General features: G+C 53.0%; 1 protein-coding gene. It reads right to left on the bottom strand.

Features of this window, described 5'->3' with window-relative positions; all coding sequences use genetic code 11:
• Position 1: 1 nt before the first annotated feature.
• The gene (locus tag GWG06_RS25560) at positions 2-18,256 is read right to left on the bottom strand and encodes an SDR family NAD(P)-dependent oxidoreductase (RefSeq protein ID WP_160717042.1); all 18,255 of its coding nucleotides are present in this window, start codon (positions 18,254-18,256) and stop codon (positions 2-4) included.
• Between the last annotated feature and the right edge of the window lie 6 nt (positions 18,257-18,262).

Here is an 18,262-nt window from a genome sequence, read left to right on the forward strand (position 1 = left end):
TTTAGTTTTTCAGGTGATTTAATAGTTGATCAGCATGACTGATATCCAGCTGTCCGTTGCTTACCTGTAACAGAATGTCGTCAACCGATAATGCAGGTGCTGTATGCCCGCCATTATCTGCATGCAGCAGAGAGGCCAGGTAACGCGCAAAGGATTCAAGCGTAGGATGGTCGTATAATTTTGTGGCCGTCAGCGTTGTGCCAAACTGCTTGTTAATAGCTCTTGTCCATTCTACCCCCACAACGGAGTCCAGTCCCAGATCCACAAAATTTTTATCTGTTTCTATTTCCTCCGGTTTCATGAACAAGGCTTCTGCGAGGCTCGCAGCGAGTTCCTGTTCCAGGGAGGAAGTTGCTATGACAGCAGGCTGCTCCGGCGCTGCAGGATGACCATTATGCGGAGCTGCAGCCGGCGGCTGTTTTGCGGTTTCACCTTCCACGAAAGCGGCAAACAGCCGGATGGTCGGATAATCATATACTTTCAATGCGGAGATAGCGGTACCCAGTTCCTTGTTGAGTGCTCTGACCCACTCCACCCCTATGATCGAATCCAGTCCCATGTCCACCAGGTTTTTATCTTCATCGATTTCTTCTACGGACAGGAACAGGGCATCTGCCAGGCTGGCTACCAGCTTCCTGCGCAGCTGTTCCCCGGAAGCGCCGGCAGCAGCCGGAACGCGTGGAACAGGTGGCGCCGGTGCTGTAACCGGAACAGACGGCACAACAGTATCCGGGATGATGGTATGTAATGCAATGCCGGTAGGTTTGTCCAGCACTTCTCTCTCTGGTACTATTGCCGAGAGTTGCTGTAATACCTGTTGTCTTTCCGGTGAAACCTGCACCCGCTGTGGTTGCGGTTGCGGTTGCGGTTGCGGTTGTTGTTGTTGTTGTTGTTGTGGTGGTGGTGGTACTGCTACCGGAGCTGCGGGCATCTCCTGGCGGGTAGCCCCTGCCAGGTTATCCGGCGCCCAGTAACGTTCACGCGCAAACGAATAGGCAGGCAGACTAATCAACCGCGGTTTTTCGCGCTGGTACAGTCTGTTCCAGTCAAACGCAAAGCCGTTCACCCAAAGTTCCATCAGGCGGGAATACTTCTGCTGCTGTATCCACTGCTCTACCGCCTGTTGTAAAACGTCGTCTGTCAGCAGATCGGAGAGCACCCCCTTACCGGCTTTTACCTGTCCCCGGAAGAGTCCGGGAATATTGTTATCACCGGCAACGTAGGCGGCCAGCTTCTCTTCCAGCTCCTGCCATGTATTTACGGACAAGGCCAGTCTTTCTTCCATCGCTTCGCGGCCTGTCTGTAATGTATAGGCAATATCTGCAAGTGATATTTCTCCGGATGATTCCTGCCGTAGGAATTGCAGCAGGCGGGCGGCCATTTCGCGGAGACGGGCTTCCGCAGTGGCAGACAAGAGAATGACTGCAGGCAGTGATGCGATAGTTTTCGCAACAGGCACTGCAGGAATATATTCTTCCAGGATGACATGTGCATTCACACCGCCGGCGCCGAAAGAAGAAATACCGGCACGTCTGGGATATTCCTGCATTCCTGCGGCCGTTTCCACCACCGGACGTTTCCAGTCCTGCAATTCCTGCTGCACTTTGAAAGGCGTATTGTTGAAATTGATATTTGGATTCAGTACCGCTGCATGCAGGCTGGGTGCTATCTTCCCATGTTTCAGCTGCAGGATGATTTTCGTGATACCTGCAATACCGGCTGCAGCTTCCAGGTGTCCGATGTTGGACTTCACTGCCCCGATGGCACAGAACTGTTTATCAGCCGTATGCTGACGGAAAGCCTGTGTAAGCCCGGTGATCTCTATAGGATCGCCTAATGAGGTGCCTGTTCCATGCGCCTCTATATAGCTGATAGTTCTGGCATCTACGTCCGCTTTGTCCAGCGTTTCCCTGATAAGGCTTCCCTGCAGTACTGGGCTGGGTACGGTGTACCCATTTGTTTTGCCGCCATGGTTAACACCTGTTCCGCGGATAACCGCGTAGATATGATCCTTGTCGGCGATGGCCTGTGACAGGCGTTTAAGCAGAACTGCTCCCGTTCCCTCGCCGGGTACAAAGCCGTTTCCACCTTCCCCGAAGCTCTTGCACTGGCCGTCTTCCGAAAGCATGTGCTGTGCGCAAAGACCGATGTAACTGGTAGGATGCAGGTACATGTTAACACCGCCGGCAATGGCCAGTTCGCAATCGCGCAGATGCAGGTGGCCGCAGGCTTCGTGAATAGCTACCAGTGAAGAAGAACACATGGTGTCTATCGGAATGCTGGGTCCATGCAGGTTGAACAGATAGGATACCCTGTTCGCCACAGAGCTGAACGAGGTATGCGGGTTAAATGGTTTCCCTGCCTTCCACAGTTCAGGACCGTACAGATCGAATCCTGTTTTGGTAATACCCGCAAACACGCCTACACGATGTTTATACTTTGATGACAACAGTTGTTTCGTATAGCCGGCGTCTTCCAGTACTTCCCAGCAGGTTTGCAGGAACAATCTTTCCTGCGGATCTATATTGATTGCTTCACGGGGAGATATGTTAAAGAATTTCGGATCAAAATCTGCGAAGCCGTCGATGAAGCCACCCCATTTACTGTAGCTTTTTCCCTGTTCTACCGCTTCTGCGGCATCAGGGTGGAAGAAGCCGTCGAGCGGCCAGCGGTCAGCAGGTATCTCACTGATACAATCCCTGCCGGAGGCAATATTCTTCCAGAATTCCTGCAGGTTATCGGCTTTCGGATAACGTCCGCTGATACCAATGATAGCGACCGGTTCCCACGATGTATTCCCTGCAGGCGTTACCGTTATATCCGGAGCAGCTGTTTTTTCTTCCGCTACTGCTACCGGAGCTACGTCAGCAACCGGAGGGGTATGCAGCTGTTCATTTACAGTATGTTCTGTTGCAGATGGCATCAGTCCAGTCCAGCGGATACATTCTTCCTGATAATCTGCCGCCAGGTATTCACCTAATGCTGTCAGCGTCTGATATTCAAAGAAGAGGGTTTTTGACAGATCTCCGAAAATGTTTGCCAGCTGTTGATTCAGGCGGGTGATGATGAAGGAGTCGATACCATATATTTCCAGCGGAGCGGTAACATCAATCCGGGAAGCGTCCAGCTTGATATCTGCTGCCAGCAACTGCTTCAGCTGGCTGATCGTTTTCTCGCGCAGCAGGGAAGCAGGCACATTTACATTTGCCGTTGCTGCTTTCTGAGCCGGCGCTTTGGCGGCATCGTTATCTGCCGGCGCCTCTGCATGTTGCAGGAACGCCTGCATGGCGGCCAGGTGGCCTTCCCATACCATCAGGTGTTCCTTACCGGTTTGCAGACACCGGTAAAAGGCATGGATGCCTGTATGCCGCTGCAGTGGCACCATACCCGCTTTCTGTTCTATTTGCTTGCGGGTAGCTTCGTCTACTTTCATTCCGCCTTCTTCCCACAGCGGCCAGCTGATAGCCAACGTATGGCCGGAGCGCCGGCCTGCTGCTGCCAGTTCATTACGGTAACGGGCATACGCATCCATGAAAGCGTTGGCCGCAGCATAATCCGACTGCCCGGCATTGCCCATGATACCTGAGCCTGAAGAGAAGAGCACTAAAAAGTCGAGCGGCAGATGCCTGGTGGCTTCATCTATCTGCACCAGTCCTGATACTTTTGGAGAAAATACTTCTTCCAGTTCCCCAATTGTTTTCTTGAAGATGAAATTATCGCGGATAAGCCCTGCACTGTGGATGATGCCATTTAACCGGCCAAAGGATGACTGTATATCCTGCACGAGCGTAACGGCCTGTTGCGGATCGGCAACGTCTGCCTGTTTATAGTGTATCCTGAAACCGGATGTGGCGAGTGCTGCCAGCTGCTGCGCTTTGGCGGCAGATAATACCGACCGGCCGCACAGCACCAGTGTTACATCCGGTGCTTTCGCGGCTATTTCTTCTGCAAAGATCCATCCCAGCCCGCCTGCGCCACCGGTGATGAGGTAAACGCCTCCCGGCTTCCAGGGCAACGGAACGTCGCCTTGCGGAACGGACGTTTCTCTCCAGGCGGCTACGGTGCGTCTGCCGTTTTCATAACGGATATCATTATCTCTGGGATGCTGCGCACATTGCTGCAGACAGGTAACTACACCGTTAGTATCTGTGTCCGCTGAAATACTGATCAGCTGACCGATAAACAAAGGGTTTTCCAGGTGAGCGGTTTTAAGAATACCCGCCAGTCCTGCCTGCAATTGCTGCAACGCATGAGTGCCTACCAGCAGCTGCACCAGTACTTTCTTTCTTGGTTTATTGCTGAGCAGGGATTGTACTGCATTAAACAGGCGTACCGCATGCTGCTGGTATTGCCTGTCGGTAGCAGCTATATCTCCGGACCATATCTGGCATTGCGCATGCCGCAGCTGCGACATAACAGCTTCGGAGGTAATATTTGTCAGTCCGCATACGATCACCAGGTGCTGTTCATACTCCGGTGCGGCCACGGCATTATTCCAGGGTTGTTCTTTCCGGTAAGGCTCCAGGAAGAGTGTATCCGTTTCCGTTAGTATCCTGCGCTCCGGCGTAGTTGTAACTACGGGCGCCGGGGCATCATGCGATACCCAATAGGTTTCTTTTGCGAAGGGATATGCAGGCAGATGTACTCTTTGCGGGCGTTGTTCCCCATATAACGGCTGCCAGGATAATTCATATCCCTGGCAATAGAGATCTGCCAGTGCGAGCAGGGTATCCCTGTAGCGCTGTGCATTGTCCCGTTGCTGAAAGCTGCGCTCCAGCAGGTCGGCAGCATACTGATGCAATGCGGTCTGCATCCGGAAGTCGCGCGCCACTTTGCCGGTGAACACAAACGGCAGCTTTTCATTCCTGCCGGCCTGTTTCCAGCCGTGAACGGCTTCTTCCCTGCTGCTCACCACTACCGCGCAACGGCAGGAAAAATGTTGCCTGCCTTCCTGCAATGTATAGGCAATGGCAGCCAGGCTGACACCCGCAGTATCCGGGCTTTCCAGGTATGCCACCATATCGCGTATCTTATCGCGCAGCGCTTCTTCTGTCTTGGCAGACAACGTAAGTACATAAGCCGGTAAATTTTCTGTGGCGACAGCCGCCGGCGTATAACTCTGCACTACCATGTGCGCATTGGTACCACTGAAGCCGAATGCGCTGAGGGCGCCTGTCCGCGGGCCATCCCCGGTATTCCAGTGCCGGGCGGCAGTATTCACATAGAAGGGGCTGTCCTTCCATCTGATATAATCATTTTCAGTATTGAAGTGAAGACTTGCAGGGATCGTTTCATGACGCAATGCCTGCACCAGGCCTACCAGGCTTACCAGTCCGGAAGCCGCCATAGCATGGCCGAAATTTGTTTTGGAAGATGTCAGCGCGCAGAATTGCTGTTTATCAGTATAGCTTCTGAAAACATCATACAGGGCATTCACTTCCACCGGGTCCCCCAGCCGGGTGCCCGTGCCATGGGCCACCAGGTAGCTGATGTGTTCCGGATTTATGCTGTAGCGGTTGTACACCTCTTTGAGCAACGCCGTCTGCGCAACGCCGCTGGGCGCTGTGATACCGTTGGTTTTACCATCGTAATTTACGCCGCTGCCCTTGATTACTGCATATATCGGATCTCCGTCGGCCACTGCCGCAGACAGGCGTTTCAGCACTACTGCCACAATAGCTTCTCCCGGCACCATACCGTTCGCACGTTTGTCGAACGTATAACATTTTCCTTCGCCGGATAACATGCCAGCCTGTCCCATCCACACAAATGCTTCCGGTACCAGCACCAGGTGAACACCGGCAGCAATGGCCATATCACACTCACCGCTCCGCAGGCTCATAGAAGCCTGGTGTGCGGCCACTACGCCTGATGAACAGGCAGTGTTTATAGCCAGCACCGGCCCGGTCAGGTTCAGGTGATAAGAGAGCCGCGATGCCAGAATCGCATTGTGATTGGAGGTGATGGCACTTTTCTCGCGGGTCAGCATACCATAATCTCCTTCTTCTACGCCCACGAATACGCCCACCCTTCCCTGGCTGAGCTGCGAGGTAAGGCATCCGGCATCTTCCAGCGCACTCCAGGCTTCCTGCATCAGCAAGCGCTGACGCGGGTCCATCGTTTCCGCATCACCGGGAGATAATTCAAAGAACAGCGGATCAAACTCTCTGACACCGGGGATAAAGCCGCCCCATTTGCAATTGGCTTTACCGGGGCCTGCCTGTGGGCCGTCATAGTATTGCCGCCAGTCGAAGCGTTCTGCCGGAATCTCCGTCACCGCTTCTTTGCCGCCGGATAATATTTCCCACATTTCAGCAATATTCCTGGACTGCGGGAAACGGCCGCTCATGCCGATAATAGCAATAGGTTCCTGCAGACTGTCAGCCGGTGAGTAAGTTATCTGCTGCTGTGGTACAGATGCCTCAGCTACTGTATTAACAGGCATTTCAACGGGAATATCTGCCGGTATCTCTGTTGTATTACGCTGTTCTTTCTTCGTATAGAACTCCTCCATAAAGGTGGTATGTTCTGTAGTAAAAAATTTCACCAGTTTCTCCAGCGTGGAATAACCAAAGAACAATGCGGGTGTAATATCAAGATTATAATGCTGGGCCAGCGCCTGCGCATATTGTGCCAGGCTGATGGAGTCGAAGCCAAAATCTGCGAGGTTATCTTTTACATACAGGCTATCCGGAGATATCTGTAACAGATCGCCTGCCAGTGATTTCAGATCATGTTCTACAGAGGCGGCCAGTGATAATCCGTCTGCCTGTGCTTTTATAGTGGTCTTTACCGAGTCGTTCATGGCAGTTTTGATAGTCTCTTTTGAAACAGTTTTTTCTTGCTGCTCACCTGTTGTCAAACCGAGAAAGCGGTGTACGCGGGCGGGTTGTCCGGCGATGACCAGGTGTTGTATGCGGGATTGTGTCACTAATTTCCTGAACATCGCAATACCTTCTTCCTGCTCCAGGAATCTTAATCCGCTTGACTTGAGGTACATCTGTGTTGTATCGTCCTCTCCTATCTTCATGCCTTCGCTTTTCCATAGCGGCCAGCTGATGACTGCCGTTTTTCCGGGCAGCTGCAGTGAACTACGGTAACGGGCATACGCAATCAGGAAGCGGTTGGCCACTGCATAGTCGCAGGAACCGAAATCGCCGATGATACCGGCAGAGGAAGAAAAGTAGCATACAAATGCAGGCGACTGATCTTTCAGCAGTTTATCCAGTATAATAGCTCCTGCCACCTTGGAGGACAATACTTCGCGGAAACTTTCCGGTGTTTTATCCAGCACGGCTTTATCAGATGAAATTCCGGCTGCGTGTATAACGCCCTCCAGATTACCGAAAGCAGCCAGTGCATTGTTCAGGCCTTCCTTCATTGCTGCCTCATCGCTGACATCAGCCTGTATATACTTCACGCGGCTGCCCATCTGCTCCAGCGTTCTGATGCCTGCCAGCTTCGCCGGGTCCAGCGGTTTACGGCCGGTAAGGATCAGGTTAACGGAGTGCAGTCCGGCAAAGTGCCGGGCAAGCATCAGTCCCAGTCCGCCACAACCGCCTGTGATGAGGTAAGTGCCACCGGGTTTCACAGTAAGTGCTGCCGTATTTTCCAGGGTAACCGGACGTATGCGGCATACCTCCCGCTGCGCTCCGGTATAATGTGCGCTTTGCAGTTTTACGCTTTGCAGTTCCCGGCCGCATTGCTGTAACCATTCGGGAAGCGCTGCATTGGCTGCGCTCCGGAAAACAACCGCCATCTGCAGTTGCGGCATTATCATCCCCAGCGAACGTTCTATACCCATCCATGCTTCCAGGTGCGCGCGTTCCACGCCGTTGTGATAAAGGCCGGTCAGCAGGCAACGGGCATTTTTCATTTTACTGGCCGACAATGTCTGTAACAGCAACAGCACCGGGATGCTGTCAGTTATATAAGCCGCATTGGTCAGCGGCCATCCGTACAGTACAGCATCGATATTGCCGGTGTTGCGGATAATGTCATTAAACGCCTGTTCATACGTATGTTTCTCTCCGGGATGCACCTGGTAATGATGTGCATCATTTTTTCCGTAACCCGTGCCGGGTGCAATGAATACAAGTGTTGCGCCGGCATATGCAGCAACCGGTAATTGCTGTTGTGCAGCTGCTTCCAGCAGGCATACGATTATACGGGGAACAGCACCAGTTGCAGCCGCCGGTTCCTGCGGCTCCCATGTTTCCTCAAACGTCATCAGCTCATGCTGGTCTGTATGCGCTGATGAAGAGGGAACAGGAACGGATACCGGTGTTGGTGCCGGCACTTCTGCTACAGGAACCACCGGTGCTGCCGGTGTTACAGGCACTGGCGGAGCCGGTGGCCTGGTGGCTTCTTCCGGCACCCAGTACGCTTCTCTTGAAAACGGGTAGGTAGGCAGGGATAACCTGGAATAGGCATCTCCGGCATACAGTTGTTCAAATGATAACGTATGCCCCTGTACGTAGGCAGCTGCAATGACCGACAGCTGCTTCAGATAGCCGGCGGCATCTGTGTTGTTATCCGCGCAGTATTGTATGGCGGCGGCTCCGTCTTTTTCTGAGATCTCCGTTTGTTCATCGTCGGCCGACCAGTATACGCGCGCATCCGTTTCTTCATTGAGCCAGTTGTTCAGGGCGGTTTTCAGTTCCTGTATATCAGTAGCCACTACAGCCAGGCGATGCAGAAAATGTTTTCTACCCATCAGCATCGTGAAGCTCATATTTCCCAGGTCAGTATCCGGTGAAGTTTCAGCGTGTGTGCTGATCCGCTGCGCCATTTTGCGCAGCTGCGCAGGTGTATGGGCAGAAAGCATGGTTATATATCCCGGCTGAACGGTATGTTGACGGAACACTTCCGGAGCTTCTGCGATTACAACATGTGAGTTGGTACCGCTGGCTCCGAAGGAGCTGACAGCAGCGCTACGGGGTATGCCGGGTTCAGTTTCCCAGTCTATCAATGATGTGTTTACAAAGAAGGGACTATCATCGAAGCGGATGTTGGCATTGCCCTTCTCGTAATGCAGCGAAGGGGGTATCTGCCGGTGTTGCAGTGCCAGCAAGGCTTTGATAACGCCTGCCACTCCTGCCGCCATCTGAGTATGCCCTATGTTGGTTTTGATAGAGCCGATGGCGCAGAACTGCTGTTTGTCTGTATATTTTCTGAAAGCGCGGGAAAGCGCATTGAATTCAATCGGATCTCCGAGACGGGTGCCGGTGCCGTGTGTTTCAATGAGCCGGATATGTTCCGGGTTGATGTCAAAGGAATCATATATGGCACATTCCAGCCGCTCCTGTGATTTGGCGCTGGGAGCAGTAATACCGTTGGTAGTGCCGTCCTGGTTGATGCCGGAACCGCGGACGATACCATAAATATGATCTCCGTCGGCCACAGCGTCGCTGAGTCTTTTGAGTACCACTACACCGACGCCTTCGCCAGGTACAAATCCATTGGCCCTGTCATCAAAGGTATAGCAGCAACCGGTGGGCGATAACATGCCCGCCTTGCCGGCTGATTCATACAACCACGGAGATGCCTGTACGAAAATGCCTCCTGCCAGCGCCATGGATATTTCGCCCTCCCATAATCCCTGGCAGGCCAGGTGCATGGCCACCAGTGAGCTGGAGCAGGCGGTATCCACCGCAATAGCAGGTCCCTGCAGATTCAGATAGTAGGCAATACGTGCCGGAATAACAGAAGTCATATTACCCCAGAAGGCCTGTGCCGGTATCTCCTGGCTGTTCCTGAACAGCTGCTGGTAATCGCCTGCGCCGCAACCGGCGTATACACCGCACAGCATACGTTCCACATGTTTACCTGCATATCCTGCATCCTCCAGCGCTTTCCAGGATTCCTCCAAGAAGATACGCTGCTGCGGCTCCATGTATTTCGCTTCCTTACCGGAGATGCTGAAGAACAAGGGATCAAATGCGGCGAGGTCATCGAGGAAGCTGCCATAGTTACAGAAGGATTCGTTTGAATCAGCCATAGCCGAAAGATCCCAGCGACTTACCTTTTCCACGAGGTTAGTCCCGCGGGACAGATGTTCCCACAGTTCCTCTACGGAATTGGCGCTGCCGAACCTTCCGCTCATACCAATGATGGCAATAGGTTCTCTTACGGAAGAATATGGCGCTTTGTCTGCCACCGGCGCGGCCTGTGCCTGCACCGGAATCTGCGGAGCAGGCGTCTGCTCCTGCTTCACCGGAGGTACAGGAGCCGGTGCTGCCGCTGGTTGTACCGGTGGCGCTGCACACGACACCGGTGCTGTTTGCTGCGCGCCCGCAGGAACCGCGCATGCAGGAGCCGCCTCTTTCGGCGATGCTGCAGCGGCAGCGCTTTTCGCAGATGCACCGGTATTAACGGGCTTATAGGTAGAAGCCAGATAGGATGCCAGCCGGTTCACGGAGCTGTAGTCAAAGAGAATGGTTGTATCCAGTGTCACGCCCAGGTTTTCACTGAGCAGCGTCAGGAGTCTTACGCCTGTAATAGAATCCAGTCCGTAATCTGCAAAGGATTCATCTGCATAGATTTTACCTACCGGTACTTTCAAGGATTCGGAAAGCAGTTGCACAATCATTTCACGGATAGCGCTTTCACTATACTGCGGAAGTTCCTCCACCGGAGCAGCGGCTGGTTCAATATTTACAACGGGAGCTGCCATCACCGCAGGCTCTTCCGCCGGTATCACTTCTGTGATGACCGCTTCCTGCACGACCACCGGCGCAGGACGCACGTCCTGATGCTGGTAGGCGATCCAGTAAGATTCCTTTGCAAAGGGATAGGTAGGCAGACTGATTTTACGCGGCCTGCTATTTTCGTACAGGCGGTTCCAGTCAAAGGGGAATCCTTTTATCCAGAGATCCAGCAGCTTATCATATTTGCCGCGTTGTATCCATTTATCTACCGCTTCCTGCAGTTCTTCATCTTCTGTGAAAACAGCGAGCGCATCGCGGGTGCTCCTGACGGTTTCCAGGTGACCGCTGCGGAGCAGTTTTTCCAGCTGCTGTTGCAGCTCATCCAATGATGACACAATAAAACCGCTGCGCTCTTTCATAGCATCACGGCCTGTTTGCAGCGTATAGGCGATATCCGGCAGATCTGACTCCCGGAATTTCCCTGCCTGCAAGACATCAAGCAGCTGACGGGCCTGTTCCTGCAAGGCCTGTGGCGTTACGGCAGACAACAGGATAATAGCCGGATGCGTTGCTGCCGGTTGATATTCATGCGGAGAAGAAATATATTCTTCTATGACCACATGTGCGTTCACGCCGCCAAATCCAAATGAGCTGATGCCTGCGCGGCGGGGTAATTCAGCGCCGGCGGCATCTTTCAGGGCTGCCCAGGGTTGTGTTTCGCGGACAATATAAAACGGACTGTTCTCCAGTTCTATATACGGATTGAGTGTTTCGCAATGCAGGCTTTTCACCAGTGTTTTATGCTGCAGCTGCAACAGTACCTTGATAACGCCTGCTACCCCTGCGGCGAGTTCCAGGTGACCGATATTGCTTTTCACCGTTCCCAGACCGCAATGAGGGGCTACGGCTGCACTATGGCCATTCGCCTGATACAGGTCTTTAAATGCGTTTTTCAATGCATTTACTTCAATAGGATCACCCAGGGAGGTGCCGGTTCCGTGTGTTTCAATATAAGTAACAGTAGCAGGATCGATACCGGCTTTTGTATATGCCGTTTTCAGCAATGCTGTCTGCGCCGCCGGATTGGGCGAAGTAAGAGAGTTGGCGCGGCCACCGTGATTTTCTGCGGTAGCGCGTATTACGCCATAGATATGATCGCCGTCTGCTTCCGCTGCGCTCAGCTTTTTCAGCAGCAGTATCCCGATACCTTCCCCGCGCACATAGCCATTAGCCTCATTGGAGAAGGTTTTGCAGCGGCCATCCTTACTGAGCATGCCTGCTTTGCTGAAACTGATGTGTGCTTCAGGAGTAATGATCGTATTTACGCCACCGGCAATGGCCATTTCGCAGGAGCCGTTATGGATGCTTTCCACCGCCCGGTGAAGGGCGATCAGTGAGCTGGAGCAGGCCGTTTCCACCGGTTCGCTGGGACCATGCAGGTCCAGGAAGTAACTGATGCGGTTAGGGCCTACAGAACCTACGGTGCCGGTAGAAGAAAAGCCTTCTATCACCATTTCGGCAGCGGCGGCCAGCGAACCGTAGTTGCTGCCCATGGTACCAACGAAAATAGCAGTCTGAGATCCGGCTATACGTTGCGGCGCGTAGCCTGCATCTTCCAGTGCCTTCCACACATACATCATCAGCAGGCGCTGCTGCGGGTCCATCAGTTCTGCTTCTCTCGGTGATATACCAAAAAACAGGGGATCGAATTCATCGATTCCATCTATAAAGGCGCCCCATTTTACGTCTGTCTTATTGCCTTCTTTCTGAGGATTGCCGAAATATTCCTGCCAGCTCCACCGGTTTCCAGGTATTTCGGTAATACAATCTTTTCCTTCCAGCAGGTTATTCCAGAAGGCCGCCGTGTCGGCAGCCATCGGGAACCTGCCGCTCATACCGATTATAGCGATAGGTGATGCCATGTTGTCTGGTTGTTTTTCCTCGGGTTTGGAAATCTCCCTTTTTACGCGGACAGGAATACTATCCGCAGGGGTGCTGTCTTCCAGCTTACGTTTATCCGTTGCCGTTATTTCTTCTATACCCAGCTGCTGCCGGAGTGTGTCCGGATACTCGCCGACCAGGTAAGTTGCCAGCTGCTGCAGGGAAGACTGTTCAAAGAAGAGGGTTGGCGTAACGCGTAACCTGAATTGCTGGTTCAGTTTATTGGCCAGTTCGGTGAAGGTGATGGAGTCGAACCCGTAATTGCTGAGTGGTTGCTCCGGATGCATGTCCTGCTCCCTTCTCCTGATAATGGCGGCACTTATCTGCTGTAAAGCTGCCAGCACTTTTGTTTTCAGCGTACGGTTCCCGTCAGCGCCTGACTTTGCCTGCGGCTGCGGCGGCGGTGGCGTGCCAGCGGCAGACAAAGCAGCAATGCTTTCTTTCATCCTGGGCACGTTGCCTTCCATCACCATCAGCTGTGTTTTTCCTGAAGCTATGCAACGGTAGAATGCCTGTATACCACTGGCAGCACGCATCGCTTTCATTCCTGTGCTGGCTGTCATCAACGCTTCGGTACCTTCATGCACCCGCATGCCTCCTGCCTGCCACAGCGGCCAGTTGACAGAAAGGGTGAGGCCATGGCGCTCTCCTGCTGCCACCAGCTGCTTCCGGTAAGCGACATATGCATCCATAAAGTAATTGGCGGCAGCATAGTCAGCCTGCCCTGCATTTCCACTGATGACTGCTCCTGAAGAGAAACACAGGAAGAAGTCCAGCGGCAGCGCTTTGGTGGCTATATCCAGGTTAACGGTGCCGGCTACTTTAGGCGCCAGCACTTCCTGCAGCTCTGCGCCGGTTTTATGAATAATATAGTTATCGCGGTTAACGCCTGCCATATGCAGCACGCCATCCAGGCGGCCGTATGCAGCCAGTATATCCTGTATCAGTGTCATTGCCTCCTGACGGTTACTGATATCAGCACGGCGGTAGCTGATGGTGGCATTGCCGGTATGCAGGGCATCCAACGTAGCCTGTATATCGCTGTTCAGCCCGGAACGGCCGGCCAGTATCAGCACCGCTCCTTCTGTACGTTGCAGTATTTCTGCTGCAAACAACTGTCCCAGCCCTCCTGCACCACCGGTCACCAGGTAGATACCTCCGTTCTTCCAGGGCATGACAGATGCCTGTGGAACGGGAACTTCCTTCCAGGCCATCACCCGGCGTTTTCCGTCACTATAACGGATATGATTATACGTCGTATCCTGCCTGCAGGCTTTCAGTTGAGCGACGAGCTCCGCACCTGCCGCCGGTGTGGCAATGAGCTGTCCGCGGAAACCGGGATGCTCCAGCTGTGCGGTCATTAGTATTCCGCAAAGTCCTGACAAAAGCAGGTCTTCTTCCTCATCACCTGTTACTACCTGCAGTAATACTTTATTTTCTGTATGATCTTTAACAAGAGATTGTATAGATGATAGCAGCTGCTGTGCATATTTCCCGAAGCGCAGCGCCACCGGCAGTTCAGCATCAGCAAAACTGATACAGGCAGCGCCGGGAAGCGCGGCGGTGATCTCTGCTGTCTTCACCCCTTCTTTCTCACATAACACCACCAGGTGTTCTGCAAAACCGGCTACTCCATCTGCTATGGCTGCACGATCCTCCCAGTAAGGCTCCAGTAACAGGGTTCCGGTGGTATCGTCTGACACGGAATTGCCTACATCACGGAAGGACAGCCCTTTCATCCGCACACATAAGTTACCCTGCTCATCATACAGGTGCACGTCCAGCTTCCGGATTTTATCTCCGGCGGCGGCGCCCTGGGTGATGTAGGTCCACATGGCAGATGTACAGCGGCTGTACACATCCAGTCCGTCAATCGCAAAAGGTAATGCCAGTTTCAATGATGCGTCATCTCCGTCTTTATCATCCTGTAACATTAAACCCAGTGCGGGTGTCAGGGCAGCGTCGAGCAGTACGGGATGCAGTACAAACTGAGACAGCCCGGATACAACACTATCCGGCAAAACCAGTTTACCCAGTGCGGCTTTTTCTCCGGCATATACCATTTGTACTGCCTGATAGGTGCTGCCATGAAAGAAGCCAATGCCGCGGAGTGTCTGATAACATGTTTCCGGCGACAGCTGATGCTGGTTACATTGCTGCAATGCAGCTTCAATATCCAGCGGCTGTACGGCGGCCAGCGGCTCTATCCAGGCAAGGCCCTGGCTATGTATGATGACAGGAGCGCCCTCCGCCTGTTCACTGTAAATCTCAAATGCCACACGGGATTGTTCTTCCCGGAAGAGCCGTATATGTATTTTTACCGGTTCATTACCTGCGACTATCGGCTGCACCCAGGTGACGTCCTTTAACCGCACATGATGAGAACCGGCATCAGCATTTAAAGCCATGGTGATGGCTGCGTGCGCCATTTCAAAATGTGCCACTCCCGGCAGTATTTTCTGTCCGGCTACTACGTGGTCTGCTATAAAAAACTCTGTTCCGTTGAATACACTGGTAAAACGCAACTCTCCGAGGGTAGAGGTATTCTGCTGTACCAGCGGATGCAGTGCGGAAGTACCGGCGGTTGCTGCAGGCAATACTTCCGGCAATGGTATCCAGTAGCGCTCTTTGGCAAAAGGATAACCGGGAAGATTTACCGCCTGTGGCTTTATAGTGTTGTACAGCTGCTGCCAGTCTATATCCGCACCATGCACCCACAGATCCGGGACCTGATGTAGCTGTTGCTGCTGTATCAGGTCCTGTAGTATATTTTTACCCCTGATAGCATTCTCCGCGTTTGCCTGTCCTTTGCAGACATCCTGCGGCACATGGCCGGCCGCAATACCATCCAGTTTTTCCAGCAGGGCGCTGATGGTATCTGCAGTAAAGGCGATACGTTCCGGCATAGGTTCGCGGAGCAGCTGCAACGTATAGGCGATACCGTAGAGGTCAGCATCTGTCAGCTGTTTGCTGCGGATATGCCATGCCAGCCGGCGCGCCTGTTCTTCCAGGCGGTCCGCCCGCTTTGCAGACAATACAATCACCACGGGTTTTCCGGAGGCAGCAGATGCCTGTACCGGCGACGGAATATACTCTTCCAGCACCACATGCGCGTAGGCGCCGGCAATACCGAATGAGCTGACACCCGCCTGGCGTGGCATACCATCAGGGCTTTCCCAGTGCTGCAATTGCGGGTTAATATAAAGCGGTGTATTATCCAGTTGAATGAAGCTGTTCAGTTTTTCAAACTGCGGCATGGCAGGTATCTGCCGGTGCTGCAGCTGCATGATCACTTTCATCATACCTGCAATACCTGCAGTTCCTTCAGTATGACCTATGCTGGACTTGATAGAACCTACCGCGCAGAATTGTGTTTTGTTGGTGTGATGCCTGAAAGCATTTTTAAGACTGTTGATTTCTATCGGATCCCCCAGTCGTGTACCGGTGCCGTGCGCCTCGATGTAGCCCAGCCGCTCCGGTTCAATACCGGCATCCGCCCATGCCTTTAATATAACGTTCTCCTCTCCCGCGATACTTGGCGCTGTTAACGATGGCGTATAGCCTCCGTGCAGCGCTGCCGATCCCCTGATAACGGCATAGATCCGGTCACCGTCTCTTTCCGCCTCCGCCAGCGGTTTCAGTAAAATAGTGGCAATAGCTTCTCCCGGCACATATCCGTCTGCCCTGTCATCAAAGGAATGACAGCGGCCGGTGGGCGACAAAGCCCCGATGCTGGAGAAGTAACGGTAATGGGTAGACGAAAGTAACAGGTTCACGCCCGCTACAAAAGCCATCCCGCATTCGTTGTTACGCAGGGCCTGGCAAGCGCTGTGCAGGGCAAACAACGAGGAAGAGCAGGCAGTATCAATAGCCATACTCGGCCCTGTAAGATCAAACAGGAAAGAGATGCGGTTGGCCATCATCGGCTGCGTATTACCGGTACCGATATAAGGTTCCACCGGTAACTGCATCTCCCCGATCAGTTCTTTATAATCATGGCAGCAGACGCCGACGAACACACCGGTGTCAGTACCGCGGAGGTTATTGACATACCCTGCGTCTTCAGCGGTGTTATATACGCTCTGTAACAGCAGGCGCAGCTGCGGATCCATCCAGTCGGCCTCCCGGGGAGAAATCCGGAAGAAACCGGCATCGAATTTATCCACGTCATCAATAAAGCTGCCCCACTTACAATATGTTTTGTCTTTCGCCTCCCGGTTCTCATCAAACCAGGGTCGATAGTCCCAATGATCCGGCGGTATTTCCCGGATCAGGTCTTTCCCGTCGCGGAGATGCTCCCAGAACTCATCCAATGAGGCCGCACCCGGAAAGATGCCGTGCATACCGATCACGGCAATATCTTTTCGTGTATCCCTTGACGTGACAGCTGCTGCTTTTTTTGCCGCAGGTAATACATCTGGCGGAAGTGCGTGGTGGTTCACTGTTTTCAGCGGTTCATCCCCCGGCAGCTTTGAAAATTCAGCGGCGTAGGTCTTGCAGCAGAACTGCGTCAGCTCTGTAAGATTCGGATACTCAAAAAATAAGGTCGGGTATAACTCAAGACCTGTGGCAGCGCCTATTTCCGCGGTGGCAGCCACCAGTTGTTCAGAAGTAAGGCCCAGGTCCATCAGGTTAATGGTAGTATCTGCCAGCAGCAGTTCTTCACTGATCATTTTACCCAGTTGCTTTACCAGGTAACGCAGTACTTTATCTGCCAGCGGCACTTCTGCCGGCTGAAGCGCAGTGGTTGCGGCAGCAGGGCGGACTTTCTTCATTGCGCATTCACTGAAAGCGGCGATTACCTTTCCTTCATTATCCGACACCACTGCATCAAAAAGAAATATCTCCCCGTTATCTTTCACGAGTGTTACATGCACCCATCCTTCTTCCACCTGCCTGTCTGCCATAAAGTATATATCCCGGATGCCCGCAGGCAGAAAAGCGGCAGGGTCTTTCCGCTGCAGCAGCGGTGTCACCGCCAGGAAGGCGCTGTTGATCCACAACGGGTCCAGGTGGTGCTTCCGTCCGTGCTGCGGGATGCTGTGCTTCAGCGAAACGCCGGCCAGCACTTCGTGATCTCCTTTGAATAAGGAGGTGATAATTCTGTAGCTTTCTCCCAGTTTCACAGCCGCATCTGCTTCATAAATAAACTGAAAGTCTGTTACCTGCTGCATACCTGCCTGCAGTTCCGGAAGCTGCAGCGGCGGCGCTTCCCGCTTCGTTTTCAGCAATTGCGCTGTGGCGGCTCTTTCCCAGGAAGCATCCGTATCATAACGGTATTGTATGGTAAGGTCTGTACGACCGGAAGATTGTAAATCAGAGTACGTATTTAACTGCAACTGTTGTCCTTTCCCTACCACCAGTGGTTTTGAAAAAAACAGGCGGTGCAGGTGTACCTGTCCTGCTTCCGGGAACATCCTGAAATAGCTGTCTATAGCCAGGCTTGCGCAGGTCACGCCCAGCAATACCTGTTCGTTGTTCACCTGGTGATGCTGCAGAAAAGGTTCATCATACTTATATAGCTGGGGTATGTCAGCTGCCGGGTGTGCAGCGCCGTTACTTTTGTTGTAACGCGCCTTCCAGTCTTTCAGTTTTTCAATAGCATCAGCCGGACTGATATGCCCGTCTTTTATCTGCTGATACAATGCGTTCAATTGGTTTTCCATTATGCG

It is taken from the genome of Chitinophaga solisilvae (assembly GCF_009928525.1).
In the GTDB taxonomy this organism is placed as follows: domain Bacteria; phylum Bacteroidota; class Bacteroidia; order Chitinophagales; family Chitinophagaceae; genus Chitinophaga; species Chitinophaga solisilvae.